The sequence below is a fragment of the Paenarthrobacter sp. CM16 genome, assembly GCF_013179505.1.
Lineage (GTDB): Bacteria > Actinomycetota > Actinomycetes > Actinomycetales > Micrococcaceae > Arthrobacter.
Genome location: NZ_JABMCX010000035.1, coordinates 1 through 24,243, shown reverse-complemented (window position 1 = coordinate 24,243; position 24,243 = coordinate 1). Strand labels below are relative to the sequence as shown.

Annotated in this window: 26 protein-coding genes and 1 pseudogene; 17 read left to right on the top strand and 10 right to left on the bottom strand. The window is 61.9% G+C overall.

Going from position 1 to position 24,243, the window contains the following annotated elements; all coding sequences use genetic code 11:
* On the bottom strand, positions 1-292 hold a 292-nt coding region (locus HP499_RS04875), incomplete at its 3' end, for a LexA family protein (RefSeq protein ID WP_375154239.1).
* Between the two features lie 345 nt (positions 293-637).
* On the opposite strand from HP499_RS04875, the gene HP499_RS04870 reads away from it, so the two are divergent.
* From HP499_RS04870 to HP499_RS04840, 7 genes are all read left to right on the top strand, one after another.
* Positions 638-997 carry a LysM peptidoglycan-binding domain-containing protein gene (locus HP499_RS04870; protein ID WP_172322791.1) on the top strand — a complete coding sequence of 120 codons (360 nt, stop codon included), beginning with the start codon at positions 638-640 and terminating at the stop codon, positions 995-997.
* 78 nt (positions 998-1,075) lie between these two features.
* A complete protein-coding gene (locus HP499_RS04865) occupies positions 1,076-2,194 on the top strand; it encodes a histidinol-phosphate transaminase (RefSeq protein ID WP_172322790.1) in 1,119 nt (372 codons plus the stop codon).
* 46 nt (positions 2,195-2,240) lie between these two features.
* Positions 2,241-2,867: an imidazoleglycerol-phosphate dehydratase HisB gene (gene hisB, locus HP499_RS04860; protein ID WP_026541582.1), complete on the top strand. Its 627-nt coding sequence runs from the start codon at positions 2,241-2,243 to the stop codon at positions 2,865-2,867.
* A complete protein-coding gene (hisH, locus tag HP499_RS04855) occupies positions 2,864-3,616 on the top strand; it encodes an imidazole glycerol phosphate synthase subunit HisH (RefSeq protein ID WP_172322789.1) in 753 nt (250 codons plus the stop codon). Before hisB ends, hisH begins: the two co-directional genes overlap by 4 nt.
* A gap of 206 nt (positions 3,617-3,822) precedes the next feature.
* Positions 3,823-4,566 carry a bifunctional 1-(5-phosphoribosyl)-5-((5-phosphoribosylamino)methylideneamino)imidazole-4-carboxamide isomerase/phosphoribosylanthranilate isomerase PriA gene (gene priA, locus HP499_RS04850; protein ID WP_172322788.1) on the top strand — a complete coding sequence of 248 codons (744 nt, stop codon included), beginning with the start codon at positions 3,823-3,825 and terminating at the stop codon, positions 4,564-4,566.
* A complete protein-coding gene (locus HP499_RS04845; RefSeq protein ID WP_172322787.1) occupies positions 4,566-5,483 on the top strand; it encodes an SseB family protein in 918 nt (305 codons plus the stop codon). The genes priA and HP499_RS04845 overlap by 1 nt, the downstream gene beginning before the upstream one ends.
* A gap of 50 nt (positions 5,484-5,533) precedes the next feature.
* Positions 5,534-6,838: an MFS transporter gene (locus tag HP499_RS04840; RefSeq protein WP_172322786.1), complete on the top strand. Its 1,305-nt coding sequence runs from the start codon at positions 5,534-5,536 to the stop codon at positions 6,836-6,838.
* Between the two features lie 83 nt (positions 6,839-6,921).
* On the opposite strand, the gene HP499_RS04835 is transcribed toward HP499_RS04840, so the two are convergent.
* The gene (locus HP499_RS04835; protein WP_172322785.1) at positions 6,922-7,320 is read right to left on the bottom strand and encodes a DUF1844 domain-containing protein; all 399 of its coding nucleotides are present in this window, start codon (positions 7,318-7,320) and stop codon (positions 6,922-6,924) included.
* A 407-nt stretch (positions 7,321-7,727) separates the two neighbouring features.
* On the opposite strand from HP499_RS04835, the gene infC reads away from it, so the two are divergent.
* From infC to HP499_RS04810, 5 genes and pseudogenes are all read left to right on the top strand, one after another.
* Entirely contained in the window at positions 7,728-8,819 is a 1,092-nt protein-coding gene (gene infC, locus HP499_RS04830) for a translation initiation factor IF-3 (RefSeq protein ID WP_375154238.1), read from the top strand.
* A gap of 117 nt (positions 8,820-8,936) precedes the next feature.
* The gene (gene rpmI, locus HP499_RS04825; protein ID WP_011774324.1) at positions 8,937-9,131 is read left to right on the top strand and encodes a 50S ribosomal protein L35; all 195 of its coding nucleotides are present in this window, start codon (positions 8,937-8,939) and stop codon (positions 9,129-9,131) included.
* Positions 9,132-9,250: 119 nt separating this feature from the next.
* Positions 9,251-9,943, top strand: coding sequence for a 50S ribosomal protein L20 (gene rplT, locus HP499_RS04820; protein WP_172322784.1), 693 nt, complete (start codon positions 9,251-9,253; stop codon positions 9,941-9,943).
* A 26-nt stretch (positions 9,944-9,969) separates the two neighbouring features.
* The gene (locus HP499_RS04815) at positions 9,970-10,881 is read left to right on the top strand and encodes an RNA methyltransferase (RefSeq protein ID WP_172322783.1); all 912 of its coding nucleotides are present in this window, start codon (positions 9,970-9,972) and stop codon (positions 10,879-10,881) included.
* Between the two features lie 99 nt (positions 10,882-10,980).
* Positions 10,981-11,789 (top strand): annotated as a pseudogene (locus HP499_RS04810) (cation diffusion facilitator family transporter).
* Between the two features lie 23 nt (positions 11,790-11,812).
* On the opposite strand, the gene HP499_RS04805 reads toward HP499_RS04810, so the two are convergent.
* Complete coding sequence (locus HP499_RS04805; protein WP_172322782.1) at positions 11,813-13,021, bottom strand: MFS transporter; 1,209 nt, start codon at positions 13,019-13,021, stop codon at positions 11,813-11,815.
* A gap of 133 nt (positions 13,022-13,154) precedes the next feature.
* Between HP499_RS04805 and HP499_RS04800 the strand changes: the two genes are divergently transcribed.
* On the top strand, positions 13,155-13,589 hold the full coding sequence (locus HP499_RS04800; RefSeq protein WP_172322781.1) for a (deoxy)nucleoside triphosphate pyrophosphohydrolase: 435 nt from the start codon (positions 13,155-13,157) through the stop codon (positions 13,587-13,589).
* Positions 13,590-13,642: 53 nt separating this feature from the next.
* Here HP499_RS04800 and HP499_RS04795 read toward each other — a convergent pair whose 3' ends face one another.
* Positions 13,643-14,725 carry an Rv2578c family radical SAM protein gene (locus HP499_RS04795; RefSeq protein ID WP_172322780.1) on the bottom strand — a complete coding sequence of 361 codons (1,083 nt, stop codon included), beginning with the start codon at positions 14,723-14,725 and terminating at the stop codon, positions 13,643-13,645.
* A gap of 90 nt (positions 14,726-14,815) precedes the next feature.
* On the opposite strand from HP499_RS04795, the gene pcp reads away from it, so the two are divergent.
* Positions 14,816-15,457: a pyroglutamyl-peptidase I gene (gene pcp, locus HP499_RS04790; RefSeq protein ID WP_172322779.1), complete on the top strand. Its 642-nt coding sequence runs from the start codon at positions 14,816-14,818 to the stop codon at positions 15,455-15,457.
* Here the strand turns inward: pcp and HP499_RS04785 are convergent.
* Complete coding sequence (locus HP499_RS04785; RefSeq protein WP_172322778.1) at positions 15,454-16,083, bottom strand: SIMPL domain-containing protein; 630 nt, start codon at positions 16,081-16,083, stop codon at positions 15,454-15,456. The genes pcp and HP499_RS04785 overlap by 4 nt on opposite strands.
* Complete coding sequence (locus HP499_RS04780; protein WP_172322777.1) at positions 16,080-16,529, bottom strand: hypothetical protein; 450 nt, start codon at positions 16,527-16,529, stop codon at positions 16,080-16,082. Before HP499_RS04780 ends, HP499_RS04785 begins: the two co-directional genes overlap by 4 nt.
* A gap of 159 nt (positions 16,530-16,688) precedes the next feature.
* Between HP499_RS04780 and pheS the strand changes: the two genes are divergently transcribed.
* The 3 genes from pheS to HP499_RS04765 all read left to right on the top strand — a co-directional run bounded on the left by pheS (position 16,689) and on the right by HP499_RS04765 (position 21,342).
* The gene (gene pheS, locus HP499_RS04775; protein ID WP_172322776.1) at positions 16,689-17,750 is read left to right on the top strand and encodes a phenylalanine--tRNA ligase subunit alpha; all 1,062 of its coding nucleotides are present in this window, start codon (positions 16,689-16,691) and stop codon (positions 17,748-17,750) included.
* A gap of 2 nt (positions 17,751-17,752) precedes the next feature.
* Positions 17,753-20,296: a phenylalanine--tRNA ligase subunit beta gene (gene pheT, locus HP499_RS04770; RefSeq protein WP_172322775.1), complete on the top strand. Its 2,544-nt coding sequence runs from the start codon at positions 17,753-17,755 to the stop codon at positions 20,294-20,296.
* 179 nt (positions 20,297-20,475) lie between these two features.
* Complete coding sequence (locus HP499_RS04765; protein WP_172322774.1) at positions 20,476-21,342, top strand: serine protease; 867 nt, start codon at positions 20,476-20,478, stop codon at positions 21,340-21,342.
* Between the two features lie 318 nt (positions 21,343-21,660).
* Here the strand turns inward: HP499_RS04765 and HP499_RS04760 are convergent, their stop codons facing one another.
* From HP499_RS04760 to HP499_RS04745, 4 genes are all read right to left on the bottom strand, one after another.
* Positions 21,661-22,053, bottom strand: coding sequence for a hypothetical protein (locus tag HP499_RS04760; protein ID WP_216659744.1), 393 nt, complete (start codon positions 22,051-22,053; stop codon positions 21,661-21,663).
* Positions 22,054-22,185: 132 nt separating this feature from the next.
* Positions 22,186-22,581 (bottom strand): hypothetical protein, encoded by a 396-nt coding sequence (locus HP499_RS04755; RefSeq protein ID WP_172322772.1) that lies wholly within the window; start codon positions 22,579-22,581, stop codon positions 22,186-22,188.
* A gap of 119 nt (positions 22,582-22,700) precedes the next feature.
* The gene (locus HP499_RS04750; RefSeq protein WP_172322771.1) at positions 22,701-23,441 is read right to left on the bottom strand and encodes an alpha/beta hydrolase; all 741 of its coding nucleotides are present in this window, start codon (positions 23,439-23,441) and stop codon (positions 22,701-22,703) included.
* 62 nt (positions 23,442-23,503) lie between these two features.
* Positions 23,504-24,243: hypothetical protein (locus tag HP499_RS04745; protein ID WP_216659743.1), on the bottom strand; the 740-nt coding region annotated here is incomplete at its 5' end.

Sequence of the window (24,243 nt, the reverse complement as noted above, 5' to 3'; positions counted from 1 at the left end):
GTCCACCATCCAAAGTCAGCGGCATAAGGACTTCCATGGCGCGCGGACGCTTGGGGTCTCTGCGGAGGTAGCCAAGCTTCTCCAACTGGGAAAGCTGATGCGTGACGCTGGACAGGCTTGCCAGGCCAACGGTGTCGCCAATCTCACGCATGCTGGGCGGATAGCCGTTGTCATTGACCGAGCGCTGGATGGTTTCCAGGATCTTCTTCTGCCGGACGGTCAGGCTCTTGGGACTCTTTTGAGGCTGCTGGCTCCGCAGGGGTGCCCCGCCGCCGGTGGCTTTCGCTGCCATGTTCGCCAATGCCTTTCCATTCCGCCCGGAGTGCCCGGGGACGTCAGGGTCTGCAAAAAATGTCAGACCCTCCTGTTCCACTGAAACAGTGCTGTTTCTTCACTCAAACGTAGGGCAGCCACAGGCGTTTATCAAACATTTGTTCTAGCGAGTCTCGACACCGTTCGTTGATAAGTGCTAAAAATGTCATAGCAAGGTTCGAATATGTGTTCTATAAATCTGCTCCAGACGTTGGATGTTCGAACGAAGTGTTCGAACAGGCGGCGCCGGGGCAGGGGAACACACAGAATTGGCAGCCATGTGCCGGCACCCGGCGCACGGCAATAGCTCAGAAGGGCTCAGCTCATGTCCGCAATCACTACGTTCGCTGATTTCCGCACCACCCAGGCGCCGGCGCGCCTGCGCCTGACCCGACGGGGGCGGATGGTCTTCTTCGGCATCCCGGCCATGCTGCTGGTTGCCGCATTGCTGAGCCTTGCAGGCTTCATTACCTCACCTGCCAAAGCTTCGGATTCGCAGGCGCAACTGCAGCCGCCCGTCGCCATCACCGTGACGGTCCAGCCGGGACAGTCGCTCTGGGGCATTGCCGGGGCCGCTGCTCCTGAGCGGGATCCCCGCGACGTCATCGCTGAGATCATCCAGCTCAATGACCTCCGTGGGGGCCGTATCCAGCCCGGTCAGCAGCTGTTCGTGCCGGCGAATTAGTTCCTACCGTCGGTATGTGAGCCGGCCGCCCCGCGTCACAGTTAGTCGGCAGTCCCGGCAGCCCCTTAAACTGTCTTGGTGAGTGACCAGCTTGAGCGACTAGACCGACTACCCCTCCGGACCAACCTGCGTGGACTTAGCCCTTACGGCGCACCGCAGCTTGACGTCCCCATTTTGCTCAACGTCAACGAAAACACCCATGGCGTCCCTGCCGACGTGCAGGCGGCCATCACGGAAGCTGTAGCTGCTGCCGCCACCGGCCTCAACCGCTACCCGGACCGGGAGTTTACGGAACTTCGCGAGTCCCTGGCCGAATACCTCGGCCACAACCTCACCCCGGACAACATCTGGGCGGCCAATGGCTCCAATGAGGTTCTGCAACAGATCCTCCAGGCGTTTGGCGGCCCCGGACGAAAAGCCTTGGGATTCCCGCCCACGTACTCCATGTACCCCTTGCTTGCCAGTGGCACTGATACGGAATACGTCAGCGGCATCAGGGCTGACGACTACGGACTGGATGCAGAATCAGCCGCCGCGCAGGTCCGGGATACGGGCGCCAACATTGTTTTCTTGTGCTCACCCAACAACCCCACAGGTACAGGGCTGACCCTTGACGTCGTCGAGGCCGTTTACGAGGCCGGCGAAGCGAGCCGTGCCATAGTGATCGTCGATGAGGCCTACCACGAGTTCGCGCACGACAACACTCCGAGTGCGCTGACGCTGCTGCCCGGACGCGAGCGTTTGATCGTCTCCCGCACCATGAGCAAAGCGTTCGCCCTGGCCGGCGCCCGGCTGGGCTATATGGCTGCAGCTCCCGAGGTTACGGACGCCATCAGGCTGGTCCGCCTCCCGTACCACCTATCCGCTGTCACTCAGGCAACCGCCCTGGCTGCGCTCAACCACCGCGAAGCCCTCATGGCCGACGTTGAGGACATTAAGGTCCAGCGCGACCGCATTGTGACCGAACTCCTGCGTATGGGATTAAAGCCTGCGGCTTCGGACTCGAACTATGTCTTCTTCGGTGGGCTCGAGAACCCGCACGCTATCTGGCAGGGCCTGCTTGATGCCGGAGTGCTGATTCGCGATGTCGGTATTCCGGGCCACTTGCGGGTCACCGCGGGAACCGAACCGGAAACTACGGCATTCCTCGAGGCGCTGGAAGCGCTGCTGGATGGCCAGGCGCCACAGCCCGCCTAAACTTGTCCATAGACCCACCCCACTCTTCGTGTATAAGGACGTCCCAATGAGCGAAACCGGCGCCACGCCGTCCGCTGCCCGTACTGCGCGCATGGAGCGCACCACCAGCGAATCCTCGGTCCTGGTGGAGATCAACCTGGACGGGACCGGTGTCTCGGACATCAGCACCTCCGTACCGTTCTATGACCACATGCTGACTGCCCTGTGCAAGCACTCGCTGATTGACATGACCGTCAAAGCCACAGGCGATACCCACATTGACGCCCACCACACGGTGGAAGACGTGGCCATCACCTTCGGCGAGGTCCTGCGCACCGCTTTGGGCAACAAGGCCGGCATTCGTCGCTTTGGCGAAGCCACGGTTCCGTTGGATGAAGCCCTGGCCCATGCCGTCGTGGATGTTTCCGGGCGGCCTTACCTGGTCCACGGGGGTGAACCCGCCGGGCAGGAGTACCACCTCATTGGTGGTCACTTCACCGGCTCCTTGACCCGGCACGTCTTCGAGGCCATCACGCTGCACGCAGGCATCTGCTTGCACATGAACGTCCTTGCCGGCCGCGATCCCCACCACATTGTCGAAGCTCAATTCAAGGCCTTTGCCAGGGCACTGCGTGCCGCAGTGGAATCGGATCCCCGGGTTGAGGGCATTCCGTCCACCAAGGGGGCATTGTGAGCGGACAAGTACTCAAGGACGGGGCAGTGGCCGACACCACCGCGTTGGTCAAGCCCGAGTCCCCGGAAGGCAAGCCCACGGTAACGGTGCTCGACTACGGTTCGGGCAATGTACGGTCCGCTGTGAGGGCCTTGGAGCGGGCCGGTGCGCACGTGGTGCTCAGCGCCAAGCCTGAAGACGTGCTCAATGCCGACGGCTTGGTGGTTCCGGGCGTTGGCGCTTTTGAGACCGTCATGAAGGAACTCAAAGCCGTGGATGGCATCCGGATGATCGGACGCCGGGTAGCCGGTGGCCGCCCCGTGCTGGCCATCTGTGTCGGTTTGCAGGTCCTCTTTGAAGCCGGTGTTGAACACGGCACGGAATCCGAGGGCATGGCTGAGTGGCCAGGCAAGGTGGAACTCCTGCCTGCCCCCGTTGTGCCGCACATGGGCTGGAACACCGTGGATGTCCCGGAAGGTTCCAAACTTTTTGCCGGTGTGGAGAACGAGCGTTTCTATTTTGTGCACTCTTATGGTGTGCAGGAGTGGAACTTCGACGTTGTGCAGCCGCGCATGGCCCCGCCCCAGGTGACGTGGTCCGAGCACGGCGCGCGTTTCATTGCCGCCGTGGAAAACGGACCTCTGTGCGCAACGCAGTTCCACCCGGAGAAGTCCGGCGATGCCGGCGCCCGACTGCTGCGGAACTGGGTGGACGGCCTGAAAAAGCCGGGCACTCCAGCGGCGGAAGCTACTGGAAGCGGTGCGGCCTAGATGTGGTCTGTTGTTCTCATGGGCCTGGCGGGCGTTCTGGTGGGTGGAGGCATTTCGTTTCACCAGCAAAAGAAGCCCCGTTGGGTACCCATCTCTTTCTATGTTCTGGCGGGGTTGTCCTTGCTGGCTGCTTACCTCCTGACGCTGCCCGGTAACTGAGCCGGTCACCCACAACCCGAGTCAAACCTCGAACTCCAAGGACCCACATGACCACCTCCACCCAGCCAGTGCTGGAACTCCTGCCCGCCGTCGACATCGTTGACGGCCAGGCAGTCCGCCTCCTCCAAGGGGAGGCCGGCTCGGAAACCAGCTATGGAACACCCCTGGAAGCAGCCTTGAACTGGCAGAATGCCGGTGCTGAATGGGTTCATATGGTGGACCTTGATGCCGCGTTCGGCCGTGGCAACAACGCTGACCTCATCAGCGAAGTAGTGAAGCAGTTGAACGTCAAGGTGGAACTGTCCGGCGGCTTGCGCGATGACGAATCGTTGGAGCGTGCGCTGGAATTGGGCGTGGCGCGCGTGAATCTTGGAACGGCAGCGCTGGAGAACCCTGATTGGACCCGTAGGGCCATTGACCGCTTTGGTGACAAGATCGCCGTCGGACTCGATGTTCGCGGCACCACGCTCGCAGGGCGCGGCTGGACCAAGGAAGGTGGCGACCTCTGGGAGGTCCTGGCCCGCCTCGAGGATGCCGGCTGCGCACGCTATGTGGTCACCGATGTCACCAAGGATGGAACCTTGCAGGGCCCTAACGTGGAGCTGTTGCGCCAGATGGTGGAAAAGACCGGAAAGCCCGTTGTGGCCTCCGGTGGCATTTCCAGCCTGGAGGACCTGCGCATCCTGCGTGAACTTGTGCCGCTGGGTGTAGAGGGTGCGATTGTGGGCAAGGCTCTGTATGCCGGTGCCTTCACGCTGCCTGAAGCCCTGGACGTTGCCGGTCGTCGCTGATGCCCCACGACACCGGACATCAGGACGGTAGCCAAGGCCACGCAGCTGGCGGCCGCCACCTCCCAGGGCATATCGCCGCCGCATTGGCCGGTGCCGGGGGAGCGGCCGACTCTGCAGGGCAGCCGTGGGCCGGCAGGAGCCTCAGTGGGGACGACGCCAGGATCCACAATTTCGAGGACGACGACGGCACCGCCGACGCCGGATACCTCACCGCTGTTGCCGCGCTGGTCGACGGAACCGGAACTGAGGCCGATGTTGTTGCCTCGCTTGCTGCTGCAAGGGTGTTTGTCCCCGTTGTAGCTCAGTTGGCTGAGGACGCGGAGGGCGTTGACGGGCTGCACGCCGACAAGCAGGCTGATATGGCATTGGTCACACTCAAGGCGCCCGATGGCCGGAAGGCCATGCCTGTCTTTACCTCTGCTGCGGCACTGGAGGCTTGGCATGGCGAGGCCCGTCCCGTAGCGGTTTACGCGGCCCGCGCTGCTCTTTCCGCGGTCTCCGAAGGCGCGCAGTTGCTGGTTTTGGATCCGGGGTCGGACTTCACGTTCGTGGTCCGCCGCCCGGCCATGTGGGCCCTGGCCCAACAGCGGGACTGGACGCCGTCATACCTTGATGATCAACTGGAGTCTGCTCTCGCTTCAACAGTGTCAGCCTTCCGGACCGTCCGCCGGCTTGAGACGCAACCCGGCGCAGGCGTCGCATCGTTGACAGCTGATGGCCGGACAGTGTCCGGCGGTGGGTCGGGTCCGGAGTTGCGGGTGGTGCTCTACCTCGAAGACGGCCTCGATGCTGTGGCTGTTCAAACGCTGGTGGCCCAACTTAATGAGGCGTGGGCGCGGATGGATTCCTTCGCTGAGGGCGTTGACTCCATTGAAGTGAAATTGCAGCGTGCGGCACAGGAGCCTGGGCCGCTCTAACGGCAGCCGGTTTTCCCGGTCTGCCCCGGGGGAACAAGAGGATTCAGCCAGTGAACTTCGCTCTCTACAAAGAGATGCTGTCCATCCGCCCTGTCCGGCGCTTGCTGGTAGTAGGCATGATCGCCCGTATTCCGCATTCTGCGGCCGGCGTCCTCCTCACCCTGCACATCGTCCTGACCTTGGGCCAAGGCTATGCAGCGGCAGGCGCAGCAGCGGCTGTGATGACCATTGGCATTGCCTTGGGCGCGCCGTGGCGTGGCCGAAGGGTGGACATGGTGGGCTTGCGGAAGGCCCTGATTCCGTCTGTGGTTTCCGAAACCGTGATCTGGTCCATCGTCCCGCACGTTTCCTATGAGTGGCTTTTGCCCTTGGTCTTCGTCGGCGGGCTCTTTACCCTGCCGATCTTCAGTGTTGTGCGGCAATCGCTGGGTGTCATGGTGGAGGGCGAGCAGCGTCGGTCTGCCTTCGCCCTTGATTCCATCGCAACGGAACTTGTCTTCATGATTGGTCCTGCCGTTGGCGCCATTGTTGCCACAAGCGGCCACTCGGCGATCGGCCTGACGGCGGTGGGCATCTCAGTTTCCGTGGCTGGCCTTTTCCTGATGTGGTTCAACCCGCCAACGCGAAGCGAAACGGCTTGCACACCTGAGGAGTCCGCGGATCGTGCTGCTGCCGACCTTGCTGCTGCCGAGGCGGCGATGGTGGCTTCCGCGCCGGCCCATGTCCAGGAAGCTGCCTCCGAAATGTCCTCGCCAACGTCTCGCAGCGCAGCTCTCAGGAGCCGGGTCGCGAGGAATTTCACCTGGTTCACTGTTTCCGTCGCTGCACTTTTCGCGGTGGCGGCAGGATCCGGCATGGTGCTCAGCGGCTCGGACGTGAGCATCGTGGGCTTGCTGGAGCGTGGCGGGCATGAAAACGAGATTGGCATCGTGTTCTTCTTCTGGTGCGCCTCATCCGTAGTTGGCGGGCTGATCTATGGCTCCATGAAGCGGTCCATTTCACCGATGTTGCTGCTGTTGGGCATGGCCGCACTGACCATCCCCATGGGTTTTGCCCAAGACACCTGGACCTTGGCCTTCCTGTCACTGCTGCCAGGCTTGCTCTGCGCGCCTGTGTTGTCCGCTTCCTCTGAAAAGGTGGCCGACCTCGTGGATGAGGAACGCCGAGGCGAAGCCATGGGCTGGTACGGCTCTGCCCTTACGGCAGGCGTTGCGCTCGGCGCTCCCTTGGCCGGGGTCTTCATCGACGCCGTTGGTCCCTCGGCTGGTTTCGCGGCCATCGGTTCAGCCGGCGTCCTGCTCTGTGTTGCGGGCTTGGTCCTGACCTCCCTTCGACGGCGGGCCGCACGCGTCTGATGTGGCAAAACTGAGGAAAAAACGACGGCGGGTCGACCACATGTGGTCGACCCGCCGTCGGTGATTCCTGGCGCAGTGGGCGGCTAGTTAACCGGTCCGGTGAACTTTTCGCCCGGGCCCTTGCCCGGGGCGTCCGGGATGAGCGAGGCTTCGCGGAATGCCAACTGCAGTGACCGAAGGCCGTCGCGCAACGGACCTGCGTGCTGGGATCCGATCTCCGGGGCAGCGGCTGAAACAAGGCCCGCCAGGGCTGTGATCAGCTTGCGGGCTTCGTCGAGATCCTTGAGGTCCTCGGCGTTGGGGTCATCCGCCAGGCCTACCTTCACGGCAGCTGCGCTCATCAGGTGAACGGCGCCAGTGGTGATGACTTCCACGGCCGGTACTTCAGCGATGTCTCGGATCTGCTGGGAAACGCCGGAATCGGCGGCAGGGGTGGCGTCTTCGCTGTAGGAGTTGCGGGAATTGCTGTCTTCAGTGCTCATACTGGTAAGCTTGTCACAGACCGACTGGAAGTCGTTATTCATGGCCGGAAGTTCACGGCCAACATCAGCAGTAATGCTCCCGCCGCGTGCAATGTGCGCTTGGCGGGTTGTTTCTGTAGAATTGTCTTTCAGTTTGCAAGCGGAGTTCTCTCCCACCCGCGTCAGCCGTTTCCCTTCCGGGACTGATCCCTTCGGGGACAAGAGGTTGCCGGGTACCTGGTCGGACACTCGGGCGGCACAGCCACCCGCAGTGCGTACTTCCCGTAAGGGGAAGTGCTGCCGATCTTCGAGGCCTTCGATTGCACCAGCAATTGGGGGCCTTCTCTATTTGCCGGTGAAATCACCACAACCACAGGAGCTTTAACATTAGCGAGCCAAGAATCAATGAGCGTATCCGCGTCCCCGAGGTGCGGTTGGTCGGCCCTGCCGGCGAACAGGTAGGAATTGTCCGCATCGAGGACGCGCTGCGTCTTGCTGCCGAATCCGATCTCGATCTCGTTGAAGTTGCCCCGCAGGCTAAGCCTCCTGTTTGCAAGTTGATGGACTTCGGCAAGTACAAGTACGAGGCTGCAGTCAAGGCCCGCGAAGCCCGTAAGAACCAGACCAACACGGTTCTGAAGGAAATTCGCTTCCGCCTCAAGATCGACAAGCACGACTACGAAACCAAGCGCGGCCACGCGCTTCGCTTCCTCGGTGCCGGTGACAAGGTCAAGGCCATGATCCAGTTCCGCGGTCGTGAGCAGCAGCGTCCTGAGATGGGCATTCGCTTGCTCCAGAAGTTTGCCGAAGATGTTGCCGAGGTTGGCATCGTTGAGTCCAGCCCTCGCATCGATGGCCGCAACATGGTCATGGTGATCGGCCCGCTGAAGAACAAGGCCGAAGCGAAGGCAGAAGCCCGCCGTGCCGCCCAGCGTGCTGAGGCCAAGGCCCAGAACGAGGCCAAGGCGTCCGGACGCGTGGACACCAATGGTGACCAGGCTCCCCTGACGCAGAGCCTGGGTGACCTTCTTCCGGCCGGCCTGCTGGCAACCGAAGAAGAGACTACGCAGGAAACTGCTGAGGCTCCCGAGGTTGAAGCAGCAGTAGCCGAAGAGGCTCCGGCTGTTGAAGACGCCCCGGTGGCTGAAGAGGCAGTGGAAGTCGAGCAAGCCCCTGTTGCAGAGGAAGCTCCGGCACCTGTTGTTGAAAAAGCAGCTGTTGTTGAAAAAGCACCTGTTGTCGAAGAAGCACCCGTAGTCAAGGAAGCCCCGGCTCCCAAGGCTGAACCGGCAAAGGCGGCGCCTGCAAAGGCTGCACCGGCCCAAAAGGCTCCGGCCGAAAAGGCTCCGGCTGCGAAGGCCGCCCCGGCTGTTGCTCCGAAGCCTGTGGTTCCGGCCGCTCCGAAGCCCGCTGTTCCTGCGGCTCCGAAGCCCATGGCCAAGCCGGCAGCTCCCAAGCCGGCAGCTCGGCCCGCGGCCCCCAAGGCCGCACCGAAGCCTGCATCACGCAAGACCAACTAGTTCAACGCCGCGGAGGCCCCGCCTCCACCGGCAAGCAACCAGCACGCCGGCCCTCGCAGGCCGGCTGCGCGAAAGAATCGCGGACTCGTCCGTGGATACGTAAGGAGATCGGTTCCCATGCCGAAGATGAAGACCCACAGCGGTGCTAAGAAGCGCTTCAAGCTGACCGGTACCGGCAAGCTGAAGCGCCAGCAGGCCAACCGCCGTCACTACCTGGAGCACAAGTCCTCCAGGCTGACCCGTCGCCTTGCCGGCGACAAGCTCGTCTTCAAGGGCGATGCCAAGGTCATCAAGAAGATGCTCGGCGTCTAAGTTCCAAGTTCTTTGGTTACTGCCATCCGGCAGTGGCCGACTACACCAAAAGCCTTCTCAGGCCGGCCGGGTTTCCGGCAGTAGCAGCTTGGGATAAAGATTTCTGAAGGAGTACGCACGTGGCACGTGTGAAGCGGGCGGTAAACGCCCACAAGAAGCGCCGGGTTGTCCTCGAACGCGCCAAGGGTTACCGCGGTCAGCGTTCGCGCCTGTACCGTAAGGCCAAAGAGCAGCTGCTGCACTCGTTTGTGTACAGCTACGGTGACCGCCGTAAGAAGAAGGGTGACTTCCGTCGCCTCTGGATCCAGCGCATCAACGCTGCATCCCGCGCCAACGGCCTCACCTACAACCGTCTCATCCAGGGCCTGAAGGCCGCTGAGGTTGAGGTTGACCGCCGCATGCTGGCCGAGCTGGCTGTCTCTGACGCCAACGCTTTCGCCGCTCTGGTGAACGTTGCCAAGGCTGCACTTCCGGCTGACACGTCCGCTCCGGCCGCCAAGGCTGAGGCTGCTCCCAAGGCTGCTGCTGCTCCGAAGGCTGCAAAGGTTGCTCCGGCGGCCGCTACGGCGACGGCTGTCAAGGCTGTTGTTTCCGAGAAGCCGGCCATCGAGGGCGCAGTTGCCGCTGATGGCGATGAGGCTCCGGAAGGCTACGCCATCAAGGGCAACGCCGAGTCCAAGAAGTACCACGTTCCGGGTTCCACCTGGTACAACACCACGGCTGCTGAGTACTGGTTCTCCACCGTTGAGGCTGCAAAGGCTGCCGGCTTTGAGCCTGCAGGTGGCGAAGCACGCCAGCAGATCAAGAACTAGTCGCAACTGCCACTAAAGTTCTTTATATGAACCAAACCGGGCGCCCGCAAGACTTTCCGATGACCAACCCCCGAGCAGATCGGGTGAGGGACGTCGCCAAGCTTGCCGGGCGCCCGGCGCGTTTAAAACGCGAACGATTCCTGGCAGAGGGTCCCCAATCGGTGCGCGAGGCGTTGAGCCTCCACCGTGAGCGCAGTGCGGCGGGAGGTCCCGCCGTCGTGCATGAAGTGTTTGCCAGCGAAGCGTGCCTGGACCGTCTTCCGGAACTCGCCGATCTCGCGCAGGGGACGCCGCTCCGGCTGGCCAGTGACGAAGTTCTGGCCGCCATGGCAGACACAGTCAATCCGCAAGGGATCGTGGCTGTGTGCAGTTTTGTGGACGTCACCCTGGACTCAGTGCTCGACGCCGGCCCCCGGCTGATCGCTGTCATGTGCCAGGTCCGGGACCCTGGTAATGCGGGCACGGTCCTTCGCGCAGCTGACGCGGCCGGTGCTGATGCCGTGGTCCTGACGGGCTCGAGCGTGGATATTTACAACCCCAAAGCCGTCCGGTCCACTGCCGGTTCGCTGTTCCACCTTCCGGTGGTGCTGGGAGTGGATGTTCAAGACCTCGTGGAGCGGTGCAGGGAACGCGGTATTGGCATCCTGGCCGCTGATGGTTACGGGACCGTGAACCTGGACAAGCTTCAGGATGAAAATGCTGCCCGGAGGCTTGGAAACGGTTCCGTTGCTTCGGACTACGCGCTGGAGGCACCCACAGCGTGGCTTTTCGGCAACGAGGCGCAAGGTTTGTCGGACCATGAGTTGGCACTTGCCGACCATCGGGTGGCTGTCCCCGTCTACGGGTCGGCTGAGAGTTTGAACCTCGGCACGGCCGCCACTGTGTGCCTGTATGCCAGTGCACGTTCCCAGCAGGGCGCCATAGTGGGGAATGTCTAAACACTGCGGCGCCGGGTACGTTAATGCATGCGGGATCAGACGACGACGACTCTTCTTGGCTCATGACTTACTTTCCGAACCCGAAGAGGTGAAGCTTTCGTGGCTGCAGGTGGCGGTACCAAAGCGATTGTGGCGGCTCTCGCTGCCAATTTGACCATAGCTGTCTTGAAGTTCGTGGCGTTCTTCCTGACAGCATCATCGTCAATGCTATCTATGCGTTCATTGTCTCGATTGTGCTGTTCAGTGTTGGCGGCCTGTTTGCCCTGTACGAGGCTTGGGAGAAGTTCCAACACCCCCATGGCATTGAGGGGGCTTTCTGGTGGGTCCCGCTGGCAGTTCTGGTGGGTGCCATCATCGCTGAGTCGTTTTCGTTCAGGACAGCGATCATCGAGTCGAACCACATCCGCGGCAAGCAGTCATGGGTTAAGTTTGTCCGCAACGCCAAACAACCGGAACTTCCTGTCATCCTCTTGGAGGACTTTGGTGCACTCCTTGGCTTGCTCTTCGCGCTGTTCGGTGTGAGCATGACGCTGGTTACCGGAAATGGTGTCTGGGATGCCCTCGGTACAGCCATGATCGGTCTCCTGCTGGTGGCCATCGCCGTGGTCTTGGCCGTGGAGACCAAGTCCCTGTTGCTGGGGGAATCGGCAACCAAAGAGGACGTCCAGCGCATTACCGAAGCGTTGGAAGCGGACGGAACGCGCATCATCCACCTCAAGACGCTGCACTTGGGCCCGGAGGAACTCCTGGTGGCCGCCAAGATTTCCATGGGGGCCACTGAGACGGGCCAGGAGATAGCCAAGGGGATCGACGACACCGAACAGCGGATCCGCGCGGCCGTCCCCATTGCGAGGGTCATTTACCTGGAGCCGGACATCGAACGCGTCCAAGCCCCTGGGTTGGGCTGACGTAGCCCACAGGCTTCTTTGTCTCAGCCGTTCAGCGGTCTTTTGCGTTCCAGCAGGCCGCTGATCAGGGCGACGCCGAGCCCCAGGATGGCCAGCACAGCGCCCACAAGGGCAGGAGCGACGTAACCCCAGCCCCACGCGATCACGGTGCCGCCCAGGAAGGCTCCCAAGGCATTGGCGATGTTGAGGGCGGAGTGGTTCAACGAGGAGGCCAGGGACGCGGCGCCCGGCGCAGCGTCCAGCAGGCGGGTCTGCAATGCGGGGGTCAGCATTGAACCGACGCCACCAACAACGAACGCCATGATGAATGCCGCCCAGGCCCAATGCGCTGCTACGGCGTAGACCACCAGCGCCACGGCGATGCCCGGCATGACCCAGTAGATGGTTCCCATGACCGACTTGTCCGCAATGCGTCCGCCGATGATGTTGCCTACCACCATGCCGAGGCCGTAAAGGGCCACGACAGCAGGAATGAGACTCTCCGGAATGCCTGCCACGGACGTCATGGTGTGGGCAATGTAGGTGTAGACGGCAAAGAACCCGCCAAAGCCAATGATGCCGATCAGCAGGGCAAGCCAAACCTGCAGGCGCTTGAGGGCACCCAGTTCACGCCGGATACTGGCATCGGGGTGTGCTGCTTCGAAGGGTACGAACTTCCACACCATGGCAACAGTCAGCAGCCCGATGGCACCAACAATGACGAACAGCAGCCGCCACCCGAACGTCTGTCCCACCCACGTGGCCAAGGGGACACCAATGACGTTGGACACCGTGAGGCCGGCCATCACCATGGAAATCGCCCATCCGCGCTTGGTGGGGGCAACCAGCCCGGCGGCGATGACTGCCGCCACGCCGAAGAAGGCTCCGTGCGGAAGGCCCGAGGCGAAGCGTGAGAGCAACATGAAGCCGTAGTCCGGTGCGACAAAAGAGGTCAGGTTCGCCAGCGACAAGAACAGCATGAGTCCAAGTGCCAGATGCTTTTTGGGGAGCTTGGCTCCGAACGCGGCGAAGATTGGTGCACCGATAACCACACCCAGGGCGTAGGCCGAGATCAGGTTTCCTGCCTCGGGCGTGCTGATGCCGAGTCCCTCCTCCACTTCCTTCAGCAGGCCCATCATGGCGAACTCGGTGGTGCCGATGGCAAATCCGCCCATGGCCAACGCCAGAATGGCCATGCCAAGGTGGCGCTTTGATGCTTTGGCGGCGATGGACGGGGACACGGTGGTAGTCATAATCCTGTTTCTTAGGGTGTGCCTTGCGGCTGGGAAATCTGGAGAAAATCCGATAACAAGCTTAGTGCCGTGCTTGTCCTTTAGCGTCGGAATGTGATGATGCCCATCAGGCGGCCGCCCCTAGACTGGGGGAGTGACTGCACTGGTAAACGTTGTTGGAGCCGCGATCGTCGACTCCTTGGAAGCACCTACGCGCCTTCTTGCCGCGCGCCGCTCGGCACCGCCTCAGTTTGCAGGGATGTGGGAATTTCCCGGAGGAAAAGTAGAAGCCGGCGAAGCTGCAGAGGCCGCCCTCCACCGGGAACTCGCAGAAGAGCTCGGCATTGAGGTTCGGCTCGGGGCGGAGTTGGAGTCGGGTCGTCCTGATGGGTGGGTCCTCAATGAAAGGGCCGTGATGCGTGTTTGGTTCGCGGAACTTGTGGCCGGGGAGCCTGCGCCCTTGGAAGACCACGATGAACTTCGATGGGTTTCCGTGGAGGACGACCACCAAGCGCTCGGCCTTCCGTGGATCCCGGCAGACTTTCCGATTGTCAGGGCCTTGCTGAACCGGGTGGTCACCGCTGCGTAGCAGCACCGCTGGATAACGCTGCAGGGGAGTGCCTCCGTGGCTGTTGAATCAGCTCAGAAGAGTGGCTGCTGCCCGGGCACGGAAACACCGCCCAGGCGGTTTTCGGCAGCCTGCGGGCGGGCATTGCGATGGCTGAACCCGGAGGTCCTCGTGTAGCCGTACTTTGCCTTGAAGTGGGTGATCCGGCCGGTCAACCAGGTGCTGTATTCCTTGGAGACGTAAGAGCCCTGTCCGTAGAGGCGGCGGTACTTTCCGACCAGTTCGGGGTGCTGGCCGGCCAGCCACTTCATGTACCACTCCCGCGTTCCCGGCTTTAGGTACAGGGCTCCTGCGGTGACTCCGGTGGCGCCGGCCTTGGCGAGTTCGCTGAACAAGGAATCAAGGGCTTCGTCCGAATCGGTCAGCCAGGGCAGGATGGGCATCGCCATAACGCCGCATCCCAATCCGGCATCCCTGAGCCGTGAGATGAGTTTGAGCCGTGCCCGGGGTGAGGGCGTGCCGGGTTCCACCAACTCGGCGAGATCCTCATTGGTCATCGCGAGCGAAATGCCCAGGTCCACAGGGACCACGGTGGCAGCGTGCTTGAGCAGGGGGATGTCCCTTGCCAGCAGGGTGCCCTTGGTCAGGATGGAAAATGGTGTTCCCGAGTCCGCGAGCGCACGGATGATCCCGGGCATCAAGGCGTAGCGGCCTTCGGCTCGCTGGTAGGGATCGGTGTTGGTTCCCAAAGCAACTTGATGCCGTCCCCACGACGGCTTGGCCAGTTCCCTTCGCAATACTTCGGCGGCATTGATCTTCACTACCACTTGGGAATCAAAGTCCCGTCCGGCGTCGAACTCCAAGTATGTGTGGGTCTTGCGGGCGAAGCAGTAGACGCACGCGTGGCTGCAGCCACGGTAAGGGTTCACGGTCCACTCAAACGGCATGGCCGAACCCGAAGGCACCTTGTTGAGCACTGACTTTGCGGTGACCTCATGAAAGGTGACTCCGGAGAATTCGGGTGTCGAGATGGAACGCACCAGCCCGGCCAGCGGCAGTAGCGCATCCATGGCCGGGGCAGGGCCTGGAGCTGAAGTGCCGCCGTCGTCGGACGCCGGTCCACGGGTAGGTGACAGTGCTTGTGCGTCCCATCTCATGGTCTCTATTCGAATGTATGTTCGAATGGATGTCAAGGACCCGGGGCCTGACGTCTCTAATACCCAGCCGGGCGTTGCTAGGGTTGCCCCATGATTCTGCTGACCGGCTTTGAACCTTTCGGCCAGGACGATGTCAATCCTTCCTGGCATGCCGTGCGCCGCGCGCAGGAAATCCTCCGGGCCGAGGGGATCGAGGTCGAAGCCCGCGAGCTGCCCTGCATCTTCGGTGAGTCGGCCACAGCACTCAGCGAAGCACTTGCCACCATCAAACCGGACCTTGTGCTCTGTGTGGGCCTGGCTGGTGGCCGGGCCCGGATATCCCTGGAACGGGTGGCCATCAACTGCGATGACGCACGGATCCCCGACAACAAAGGCCAAAAGCCTGTGGACGAGGAAGTTGTCCCGGGCGGCCCGGCGGCATACTTCTCCACCTTGCCCATCAAGGCCGCACTACGGGACCTCCAGATCGCAGGAATCAAAGGCGAGGTATCCCAATCCGCAGGTACGTACGTGTGCAACCACGTTTTCTACGCCTTGATGCACCTGCTCGCATCGACCCCTGACGTCCGCGGAGGTTTCGTGCACATTCCGTATCTTCCGGACCAGGTATCCCCGGAAAGCGGAACCCCAAGCATGCCCCTGGAAGCCGCAGCGGAGGGACTCGCCGTCGTGGTCCGGACCGCCCTAGGGACGAAGGTGGATGCTGCCTTGAGTGCTGGCAGTATCCACTAGAGGAGCTCCCATTCCACGGTAACGCTGGCAGTAACCGAGGACTCCCCGGCTTCCACCGGCAGCGCTTCAGCGGAGAACGATGCCCTGACCATCCCGCCCAGCGGTATCGGGGCGCCATGTACTGGTTCCTGGGTTATGGACTTGACCTGGCCCAAGCGGGCTGAGGCCAGGGACGCGTACTGTTCGGCGCGTGCCAGGGCGTCCTGCCAGGCCGCTTCCTGCGCTTGTGTGGTCACCAAGGTCGAATCGGCGAAACCTTGTTCGATTCCATTGATCCTGATGTCGTCACCGCCGGCCGCAACAGCGGCAGCGATGGCCGCCGGAGCATCAGCGTGGGATCGGATCCCCACCTGCAGGTTGGTGGATGCAACATATGCCGCCACCTTCTGCCCTTGGCCTTCAACCCACACCAGATCGGCCCGCAGATTCAGTCCGCTGGTCCGCAGGTCGACATCAGTGACACCGGCTTCCCGCAAACTGGCCGCTACAGCGACAGCCGCCTTGCCGGCGTCGTCGTATGCCTGCCCGGCTGTTTCCCTGCGCGTTTCCACCCCCAAGGTTAATGTGACCAAGTCTGGAACCGCTTTGGCGCTCGCAGTACCGGTAACAGTGATGGTTCGCTTCATGAGGCCTCATTTCCCTTGCCGGCAGTGTTGCCCTGCCGATGGTGGTCCTTGTCAATGTATCCGCCCGCCGCGAGCCCGGCCTGACGTTCAAAGAAATTGTTCAACGCCGGATTGCCGCTGCGGAGCATGGACCAACCGGCGGCGATTCCGTAGAAGGCAAGGAACGGCAAGCCCAGGCAATACGCGTATTGGGTACTGTGCCGTTCCTCGTGGCCCAGCAATACAGGATTGCTGCCGGCAACTCCGTGGGGTGCCCGGTAGAGAATGACGTTGCCCAGTGTGAATGCCCCCGCATGAGGGAGCTTCCAGCCATAGCCGGCCGCGATCAGGAGTCCACGCGGCCCGCGGGAGACGGTGGTTCGGGACGCGACGGCGACCATCAGTCCCAAGGGCGTGGACAGGTTCACGACGTTGGCGAGCTGCCTGAGGCGGTGCGCGGGCATCATGAGGCCAATGCTAGACCCCAGGCGGATGGGCACGTTGAATCCCATCCGTGACGTTCAACTAGACTGAACGGTAGTGCCTGCCGTCCGCGGCGAGCACTGCCCTTTCGTTTTGCAGGCCTGCCTTGCCGGCCGCTCCCTACTCGTAGCTAAGAACAGTAGATGACTGAAACTTTGTCAGGCGCTGCCATCCCGAACCCGCTGGATGAAGCCGCCATCACCGCTGCCGTCGAGGACGCCGTTGCTGCAATAGCAGCCGCTTCCTCCCTCGAAGAACTCAAGGCGGTCCGTCTCGCCCACACCGGCGAGAAGTCGCCGCTGAGCCTTGCCAACCGTGAAATCGGTGGGCTCGCCAAGGAGCACAAGGCTGCGGCCGGCAAGCTCATGGGGTCCTCCCGTGGCCGCGTCAACCAGGCGCTCGCATCCCGGACCGAGGTTCTCGAGGCCGAGAACGACGCCCGCATCCTGGTCGAAGAAACCGTGGATGTCACCGCCGCTCCGCGTCGACGCCGGGCAGGTGCACGCCACCCGCTGTCCACGCTGCAGGACCGCGTCTCGGACATCTTTGTTGGCATGGGCTGGGAAATCGCTGAAGGGCCCGAGGTCGAGTCCGAGTGGTTCAACTTCGACGCCCTGAACTTCAAGCCGGACCACCCTGCCCGCGAAATGCAGGACACGTTCTTCGTGGAGCCTCCCGAGGCCCACCTGCTCATGCGCACGCACACCTCGCCTGTGCAGGTCCGCTCGATGCTGGAACGCGAAGTTCCCATCTACGTGCTGTGCCCGGGCAAGGTGTTCCGCACGGACGAACTCGACGCCACGCACACGCCGGTCTTCCACCAGTTCGAGGGTCTTGCGATCGACAAGAACCTCAGCATGGCCGACCTGCGCGGCACCTTGGAGCACTTCGCCCGCCAGATGTTCGGCGACGAAGCCTCCATCCGCCTGCGCCCCAACTACTTCCCGTTCACCGAGCCTTCCGCGGAACTGGACATCTGGCACCCGGGTGCCAAGGGCGGTCCCCGCTGGATCGAATGGGGTGGCTGCGGCATGGTCAACCCCAACGTCCTCCGGGCAGCCGGAATCGATCCGGACATCTATTCAGGTTTTGCTTTCGGCATGGGCATCGAGCGCACGCTCATGTTCCGCAACGAGGTTGGCGACATGCGCGACATGATCGAAGGCGACGTACGTTTCAGCGAGCACTTCGGGATGGAGATCTAACAGTGCGTATCCCACTTTCCTGGCTGCGTGAATTCGCGCAGGTTCCGGCCGATGCTACGGCCGAAGACGTCATGGCTGACCTGGTCAAGGTCGGTTTTGAAGAAGAAGAAGTCCACCGTCCCACGGACGAGCTCACGGGCCCCGTTGTGGTGGGCCAGGTCCTGAGCCTGGTCAAGGAACCGCAGACCAATGGCAAGACCATCAACTGGTGCCAGGTCCGGGTGGTTCCCGAGGGACAGGAACAGACCCTCACCGGCAAGGGCATTGATCCTTCCGGCGTTCAGGGCATCATCTGTGGTGCGCACAACTTTGTTGAGGGCGACAAAGTGGTTGTCACCCTCCCCGGTGCAGTGCTGCCTGGAAACTTCCAGATCTCTGCACGGAAGACCTACGGTCATCTGTCTGCGGGCATGATCGCTTCTGTCCGCGAGCTGGGAATCGGCGATGACCATGACGGCATCCTGGTCCTCTCAAGCATCGGCCTGGACCCCGAAATCGGCGCCGACGCCATGGAACTGTTGGGTCTGTACGACCAGGCAGCGGAAATAAACGTCACCCCGGATCGCGGCTACGCATTCTCCATCCGTGGCGTCGCCCGCGAGTACGCCCACGCCACTGGAACCACCTTCGTGGATCCCGCGTCCAAGGTCTCGGCTCCGGCCACCCTGCAGGGCGGCTACGGCGTCAAGCTCAACGACGACGCTCCCATCTACGGCAAGCCCGGCTGCGACCGCTTTGTGGCCCGCACGGTACGAGGTGTGGACGCTTCCCGTCCCACGCCGCCGTGGATGTCCTCGCGCCTCCGACTGGCAGGCGTGCGGTCCATCTCGCTGCCCGTTGATATCTCCAACTACGTCATGCTTGAGCTCGGCCAGCCGAACCACTGCTACGACCTCGATAAGCTCGCAGGCGACATCGTGGTGCGTCGTGCCGTGGCGGGGGAGAAGATCACAACCCTCGATGACAAGGTGCGCACGCTCGACGTCGAGGACCTGCTGATCACCGATGACTCCGGCGCCATCGGTATCGCCGGCGTCATGGGTGGTGCCCACACTGAGGTGTCCGATTCCACCACGAACATCCTGGTGGAAGCCGCACACTTCGACGAAGTGTCGATTGCCCGTTCCCGCCGCCGCCACAAGCTGCCGTCCGAAGCCTCCAAGCGCTTTGAGCGCGGGGTTGACTGGCACATCGCCAACATTGCCGCGCAGCGCGTCGTGGACCTGTTGGTGGAGCTCGCCGGGGGCACGGCAGATGAGGCCGGGACCGACGTCGGAACCGCCCCTGACGCTGTCACCATCGAGCTGCCGGCAGAATTTGCCGCGGCACGGATTGGTATCGACTTCACTGAAGAGCAGATCACCACGTCGCTGGTGGATCTGGGGGCCGCCGTGGAGAAGACCGCCAACGGCTACTTGGTGACGGCTCCCAGCTGGCGCAACGACCTTGAAACCAAGGAGGACCTCTCCGAGGAAATCGCCCGGCTGGTGGGATACGACAACATCCCGTCAACCCTCCCCGTGGCGCCTCCGGGCCGTGGCCTGAGCCGCAGCCAGCAGCAGAAGCGCCGTGTTGTTCAGGCGTTGGCTGATGCCGGTCTCACCGAAGTGTTGTCCTACCCGTTCGTGTCCAAGGCAGCCAACGACATTTTCGGTGTTGCTGCTGAAGGAGCAGCGCGTCCGGCGTTGAAGCTGGCAAACCCGATCAGCGAAGAGCAAGGTTTCCTTCGCACGTCCATCCTCCCGGGCTTGATCGAGGTTGCCCGTCGCAACCACTCGCGCGGCTTCCGCGACCTGGCTCTTTATGAAGCAGGTTCGGTCTTCCTCCCGGGCGAAACGCTCGGCACGGATTCCATTCCGCCGCTGGGCGTCAAGCCTTCGGATGAGGTTCTGGATGCACTGTACGACGGCGTCCCGCCCCAGCCGCTGCACATCGCCGCTGTTTTCACCGGCCATGATTCTCCTGCCGCGGCTACCCACACGCCCCGCGCGTGGGATTGGGCCGACGCCTTGGACGTTGCCCGCCTTATTGCCGGCGTGCTCGGTGTGGAACTGGTAGTCAGCCAGGGCAGTCACCAGGCCTTCCACCCGGGCCGCGCAGCTCAGCTCGCGCTGCGCAACGGAGATGTTGTTGGATACGCAGGTGAGCTTCACCCGAAGCTGCTGGCTGCACACGATATGCCTGCACGTTCAGTGGCACTCGAGATCAACGTGGAAGCACTATTCGAGGCTGCGGCTGATGTGATCGTGGCCAAGCACATCTCCGGATTCCCGGTGGCGACGCAGGACGTTGCTCTGGTTGTCCCTCAGGATGTGCCGGCAGATCAGGTCCTTTCGGCACTGCGCGAAGGTGCCGGGGAACTCCTCGAGGACGTCGCATTGTTCGACGTCTACGTTGGCCCCGGGATCGAGGAAGGCAGGAAGTCGCTGGCCTTCGGCCTCCGTTTCCGTGCCGACGACCGTACCCTGACGGCCGATGAGGCTTCTGAGGCTCGAGCCGCCGCTGTTGCCGTTGCCGCCGAACGGTTCGGCGCGGTCCAGCGCTAGCCTCATTATCAAGTGAATCCCCGGGACCTGGTGGTCCCGGGGATTTTCTTTTTGAGATTGAGCTCCCAGCATCTTGACAGAACATTCACGTGTGTATGACAGTTTTGTCATGCACATGTGAAACATGTGTATCAATTCCCTTGCACGGTTCGCTGAGAGCCGTCCCTTGAAAGGTACCCATGAAAAAGCAGAACGTTGCTTTGCTGGTCGGAGCTGCAGTGATGGCTTTGACGTCCTCGCTTGGCGGAGCCGCAACAGCGTCAGAGTCGACGCCGCAAACAGCTGCCGCCGAGGTCCAGCCTGTATCGCACACGGTGGACCCGTCACAGGTTTCAGGATCGGCGGCTTCACCTTTGGCCGACAAGTATACGATTGCCGCACCTTCAAAGAACGGTGGCGCTTCCACAGATTCAGTCATCGGCGCTGATGGCCGGGTGCGTATCACCAACACGACGGCTGCTCCCAACCGTTCAATAGTCCAGATCGAGTTCAACGGCGGCTACATCTGCTCCGGTGCGTTGATTTCCGACGACACAGTGCTGACGGCGGGTCACTGTGTCCATGAGGGTGGAACAGGCTCCGAGGCCGACTACTCCTGGGGCGTCAAAGTAGCTCCCGGCCGGAACGGTTCTACCGACCCCTACGGCACCTGTGGTGCTACCAAGATCTACACTGATCAGCGATGGATCGATTCTGCCAATACCAACGCTGACTGGGGCGTTATCAAGCTCGACTGCACCATCGGCAACACCACCGGCTGGTTGAATTACACCGGCACCACCGCCAGCCTGAATGGCACCAACGTGACCGTTCGTGGCTACCCGGGAGACAAGGCCTTCGGCACCATGTGGTCCATGACCGGCCCCATCGAGACCACCACCACTGAGAAGGTCTACTACAAGATGGATACCTTTGGTGGGCAGAGCGGTGCACCCGTCTACAACAGCTCCAACACCATCATGGCAATCCACACCAACGGCGGAAGCTCCAACTCGGGCACCCGCATCACGCCCACGTTGGCGAACTACCTGACGTCGGTGAAGTAGCCCGCTTGGGTTAATCCAGCCAGTGTTCCCCGCAGCAGATTCACGGCTGCGGGGAACACTTGCCTTGGCAGGTAGGAGCCCGCCGTGCACAAGCTACATTTTGCAGGGGACAAAGTTATCTACGGGGTAACGGGTGTGTGGATTGGACCGGGCGACCTTCCCTTGGCTGACCACGTTCTTGGCCTAGGCACGACCCACCCCTGTTAGTAACAATGCCTGGTTGTCTGAGCAACCTTTCTCCGCACCCTGCGCGCCCCTCTGGCGGGCTCCAGCAGCGGCTGAGTATGGCAGGGCCCGCAGCAGGTGGCGTGACCTTTCCTAGCGATATTTTCCTTCAGGGTCGGCAAAGCAGCGGGTATTCCCGCTGAGGGTGATACCGTATTTGCCCGTACCGAACGCCATAGAGAACTTGTCAGGCCCGAGGACCACGGTGTGTCGGACAAAGTTCGGACCTTCATCAATTTCCTGCCTCAGATTAAACCCGGTGGCCTCGAACAAGGTCTTGACCTTGTCGTGCAAAGCGTCCATTTCTTCCCGGCTCAGCGGACTCCTACTGGTATCGAAAGACACCTGAGTGCCTTCCGTGCCGAGGGGACGATCACAGACCCACCCTGCTTTGTCTGGTGTGACTTTCGTCCAGTCGCCCGGGGCGAGAGCTTGAATCTTGTTGAAGAGTTCAAGGTACTCTGTTCGGGCTTCTTCCGGGTCCATGGCCTGCTCCGCGGTGCTGGTAGGTGAATTGGTGCTCGGCGTTGCCGCGCACCCTGCAAGAGTGAGAAGAAGCATTGCCGCGGCGGGAAGGACGCGCCAGTTCCGGCGGCGGAGCGTTGTGGTCATGGCTTCCTAGCGAAATTTGCCTTCCGGGTCTGGAACGCAACGGGTATTTCCGCCAAGGTTTATTTCGTACTTTCCGGTGGTGAGCCCCATGACGAATTTGTCGGGCCCGAACACGTCGGTGTGTCTGACGAAGTTCGGGCCTGCATCGGATTCTTGCTTGACAGTGAACCCCGTGGACACGAAGACAGTTTTTGCCTTGTCGTGCAGTGCGTCCATTTCTTCCCGGCTCAGCGGACTTCGACTGGTATCGATTGAGAATTGGGTACCGTCAGACCCGTCCGGGAGCCGGCAGACATCCCCTTGATATTCGGAGGGCGGCGCGACATCCCAGTCGCCGGGGGCGAGGGCTTGAATCTTGTTGAAGAGGTTGAAGTACTCTGTGCGGGCTTGTTCTGGTTCCATGGTTTGCTCCGCGGTGCCGGTAGGTGGGGTGCCAGGGGTTGTTCCGCACCCTGCAAGGGTGATTAGAAGGATGGCTGCGGCGGGAAGGATGCGCCTGTAGTGGGGGCGGTGCATGGTTGTCATCGTGTCGCCTTCGTGAGTTGGTCATTCAAGCCGAGGGCGATTCTGGCTTGGTTATAGCTTGACTGGGTTCTCCTGTCGAAGTACCCGTAGATGCCGTCCTTGCCGCCTGTTTGTCCGTCGTGGGTTTTCGTTGGGAGTTCTGTGGCACCATCCGGTCCTGTGGCGCCGTCCGTGCCGAAGGTGACGGCGCCGAATCCCGGGTCTGCGGTGCTTTTACGCTGCCAGCCGAGCCCATGCCCGACTTCAGCTACGTGGTCCCAGTCGTAGGTTCCCCGGTATACGGTGCCGCCGGGGTTCAGGTGGAGATCGTTCACGGAGGTCACGTTATCAGGGGCCCCAACGTCCCCGACGAGGACGAGGTTATCGACCGGCAGTTCGGTTTTGGCTGCTTCCATGGCGCCGAGGGAACCCATGGAGTGCCCGACGGCTGTTGTCATGGCTGCGTTGTCGAGGTTTTGGTGAACGGCGTTGACTCCTGTCGCGTAGTTGCGAAGGGCGGGACCCACGACTTTTGCCTGGTCGTTGCTGAACACACCCATACCCTGGGCCGGCTCGACACCAATCCAGGCAACGACAGCAATCCGGTTCTTATCCAGCCCGTTGGAACCGGCGAGTTTGCGTTGATCAAGCCGCTGATCATTGGCCTGCTTGGTCTTTGATGCCATGTCCTTGCCGACGGTGGTGTCCAGCCCGGGGAGCTGATAGCTGACGTGCTTGGCGGCGTCAAGGTCTCCCACCGAAATAGATGCACCGAACCCAGTCTCCGATCCTGTCCCGAGACCAAAGGGAGCGAAGCTGATCAGTTGCCGGATGCCGGATGGATCCTGAGGATTTGTTTTCGGCCGCCCTCGCTGTCGTAGAGCGATTCCCATACTTTGTTGACCATGCCTTCCTGGGAGCCGTCATCAACGTCTCCGCCGTGCTCATCCCGGTACTTCTTCAAGTAGTCGTGCATCTGCAGCAACTTTATGCGGTTGGCAAGGTCCCTGGCGGTCGCGGTGACACCGTTCAGGTTACCGATAACGTCCGGCAGTGCACCGATCAGGAGCTGCTGTTTTCCCCCTTCCTCGATAGTTACTGTGCCGGTTATGCGATCGACGGTGTGGCCGAGGCCAGACCACCACGTGGCTGTAGCTACGGGGTCCAGTCCTGGTTGGGTCAGTAGTTCCCGCAGCCGGGCGGTGCCACCATTACCGAGCCAAACCTTCAGTTGCGCTGCACTCGTGGTTCCGATGTCGTTCAAGCCCACTAGGTTTGGTGCTGCGAACTGGATGAAGAGCCCGTTGAGCATGCTGTCTGCGATAGAGCCGCTGCCGGCTGTTTCGAATGCGGTGGCGACCTGCTCTATCCAATCGGCGTCTGCTGCGTTGGCGGCGAGCAGCCGCTCAAGACCAGCAACAAAAGATTCAGCTTCGATGGTCACCCAGGAACACGATGCTGTGAAGCTGCTCCAGGCGTTCCGGACTGCGACAAAGTGTGAGTTCAGGGTGTTCGTGGCCGTCCGGGACACTGAGGCGAAGCCGCGGAGCTTGTCCGGGT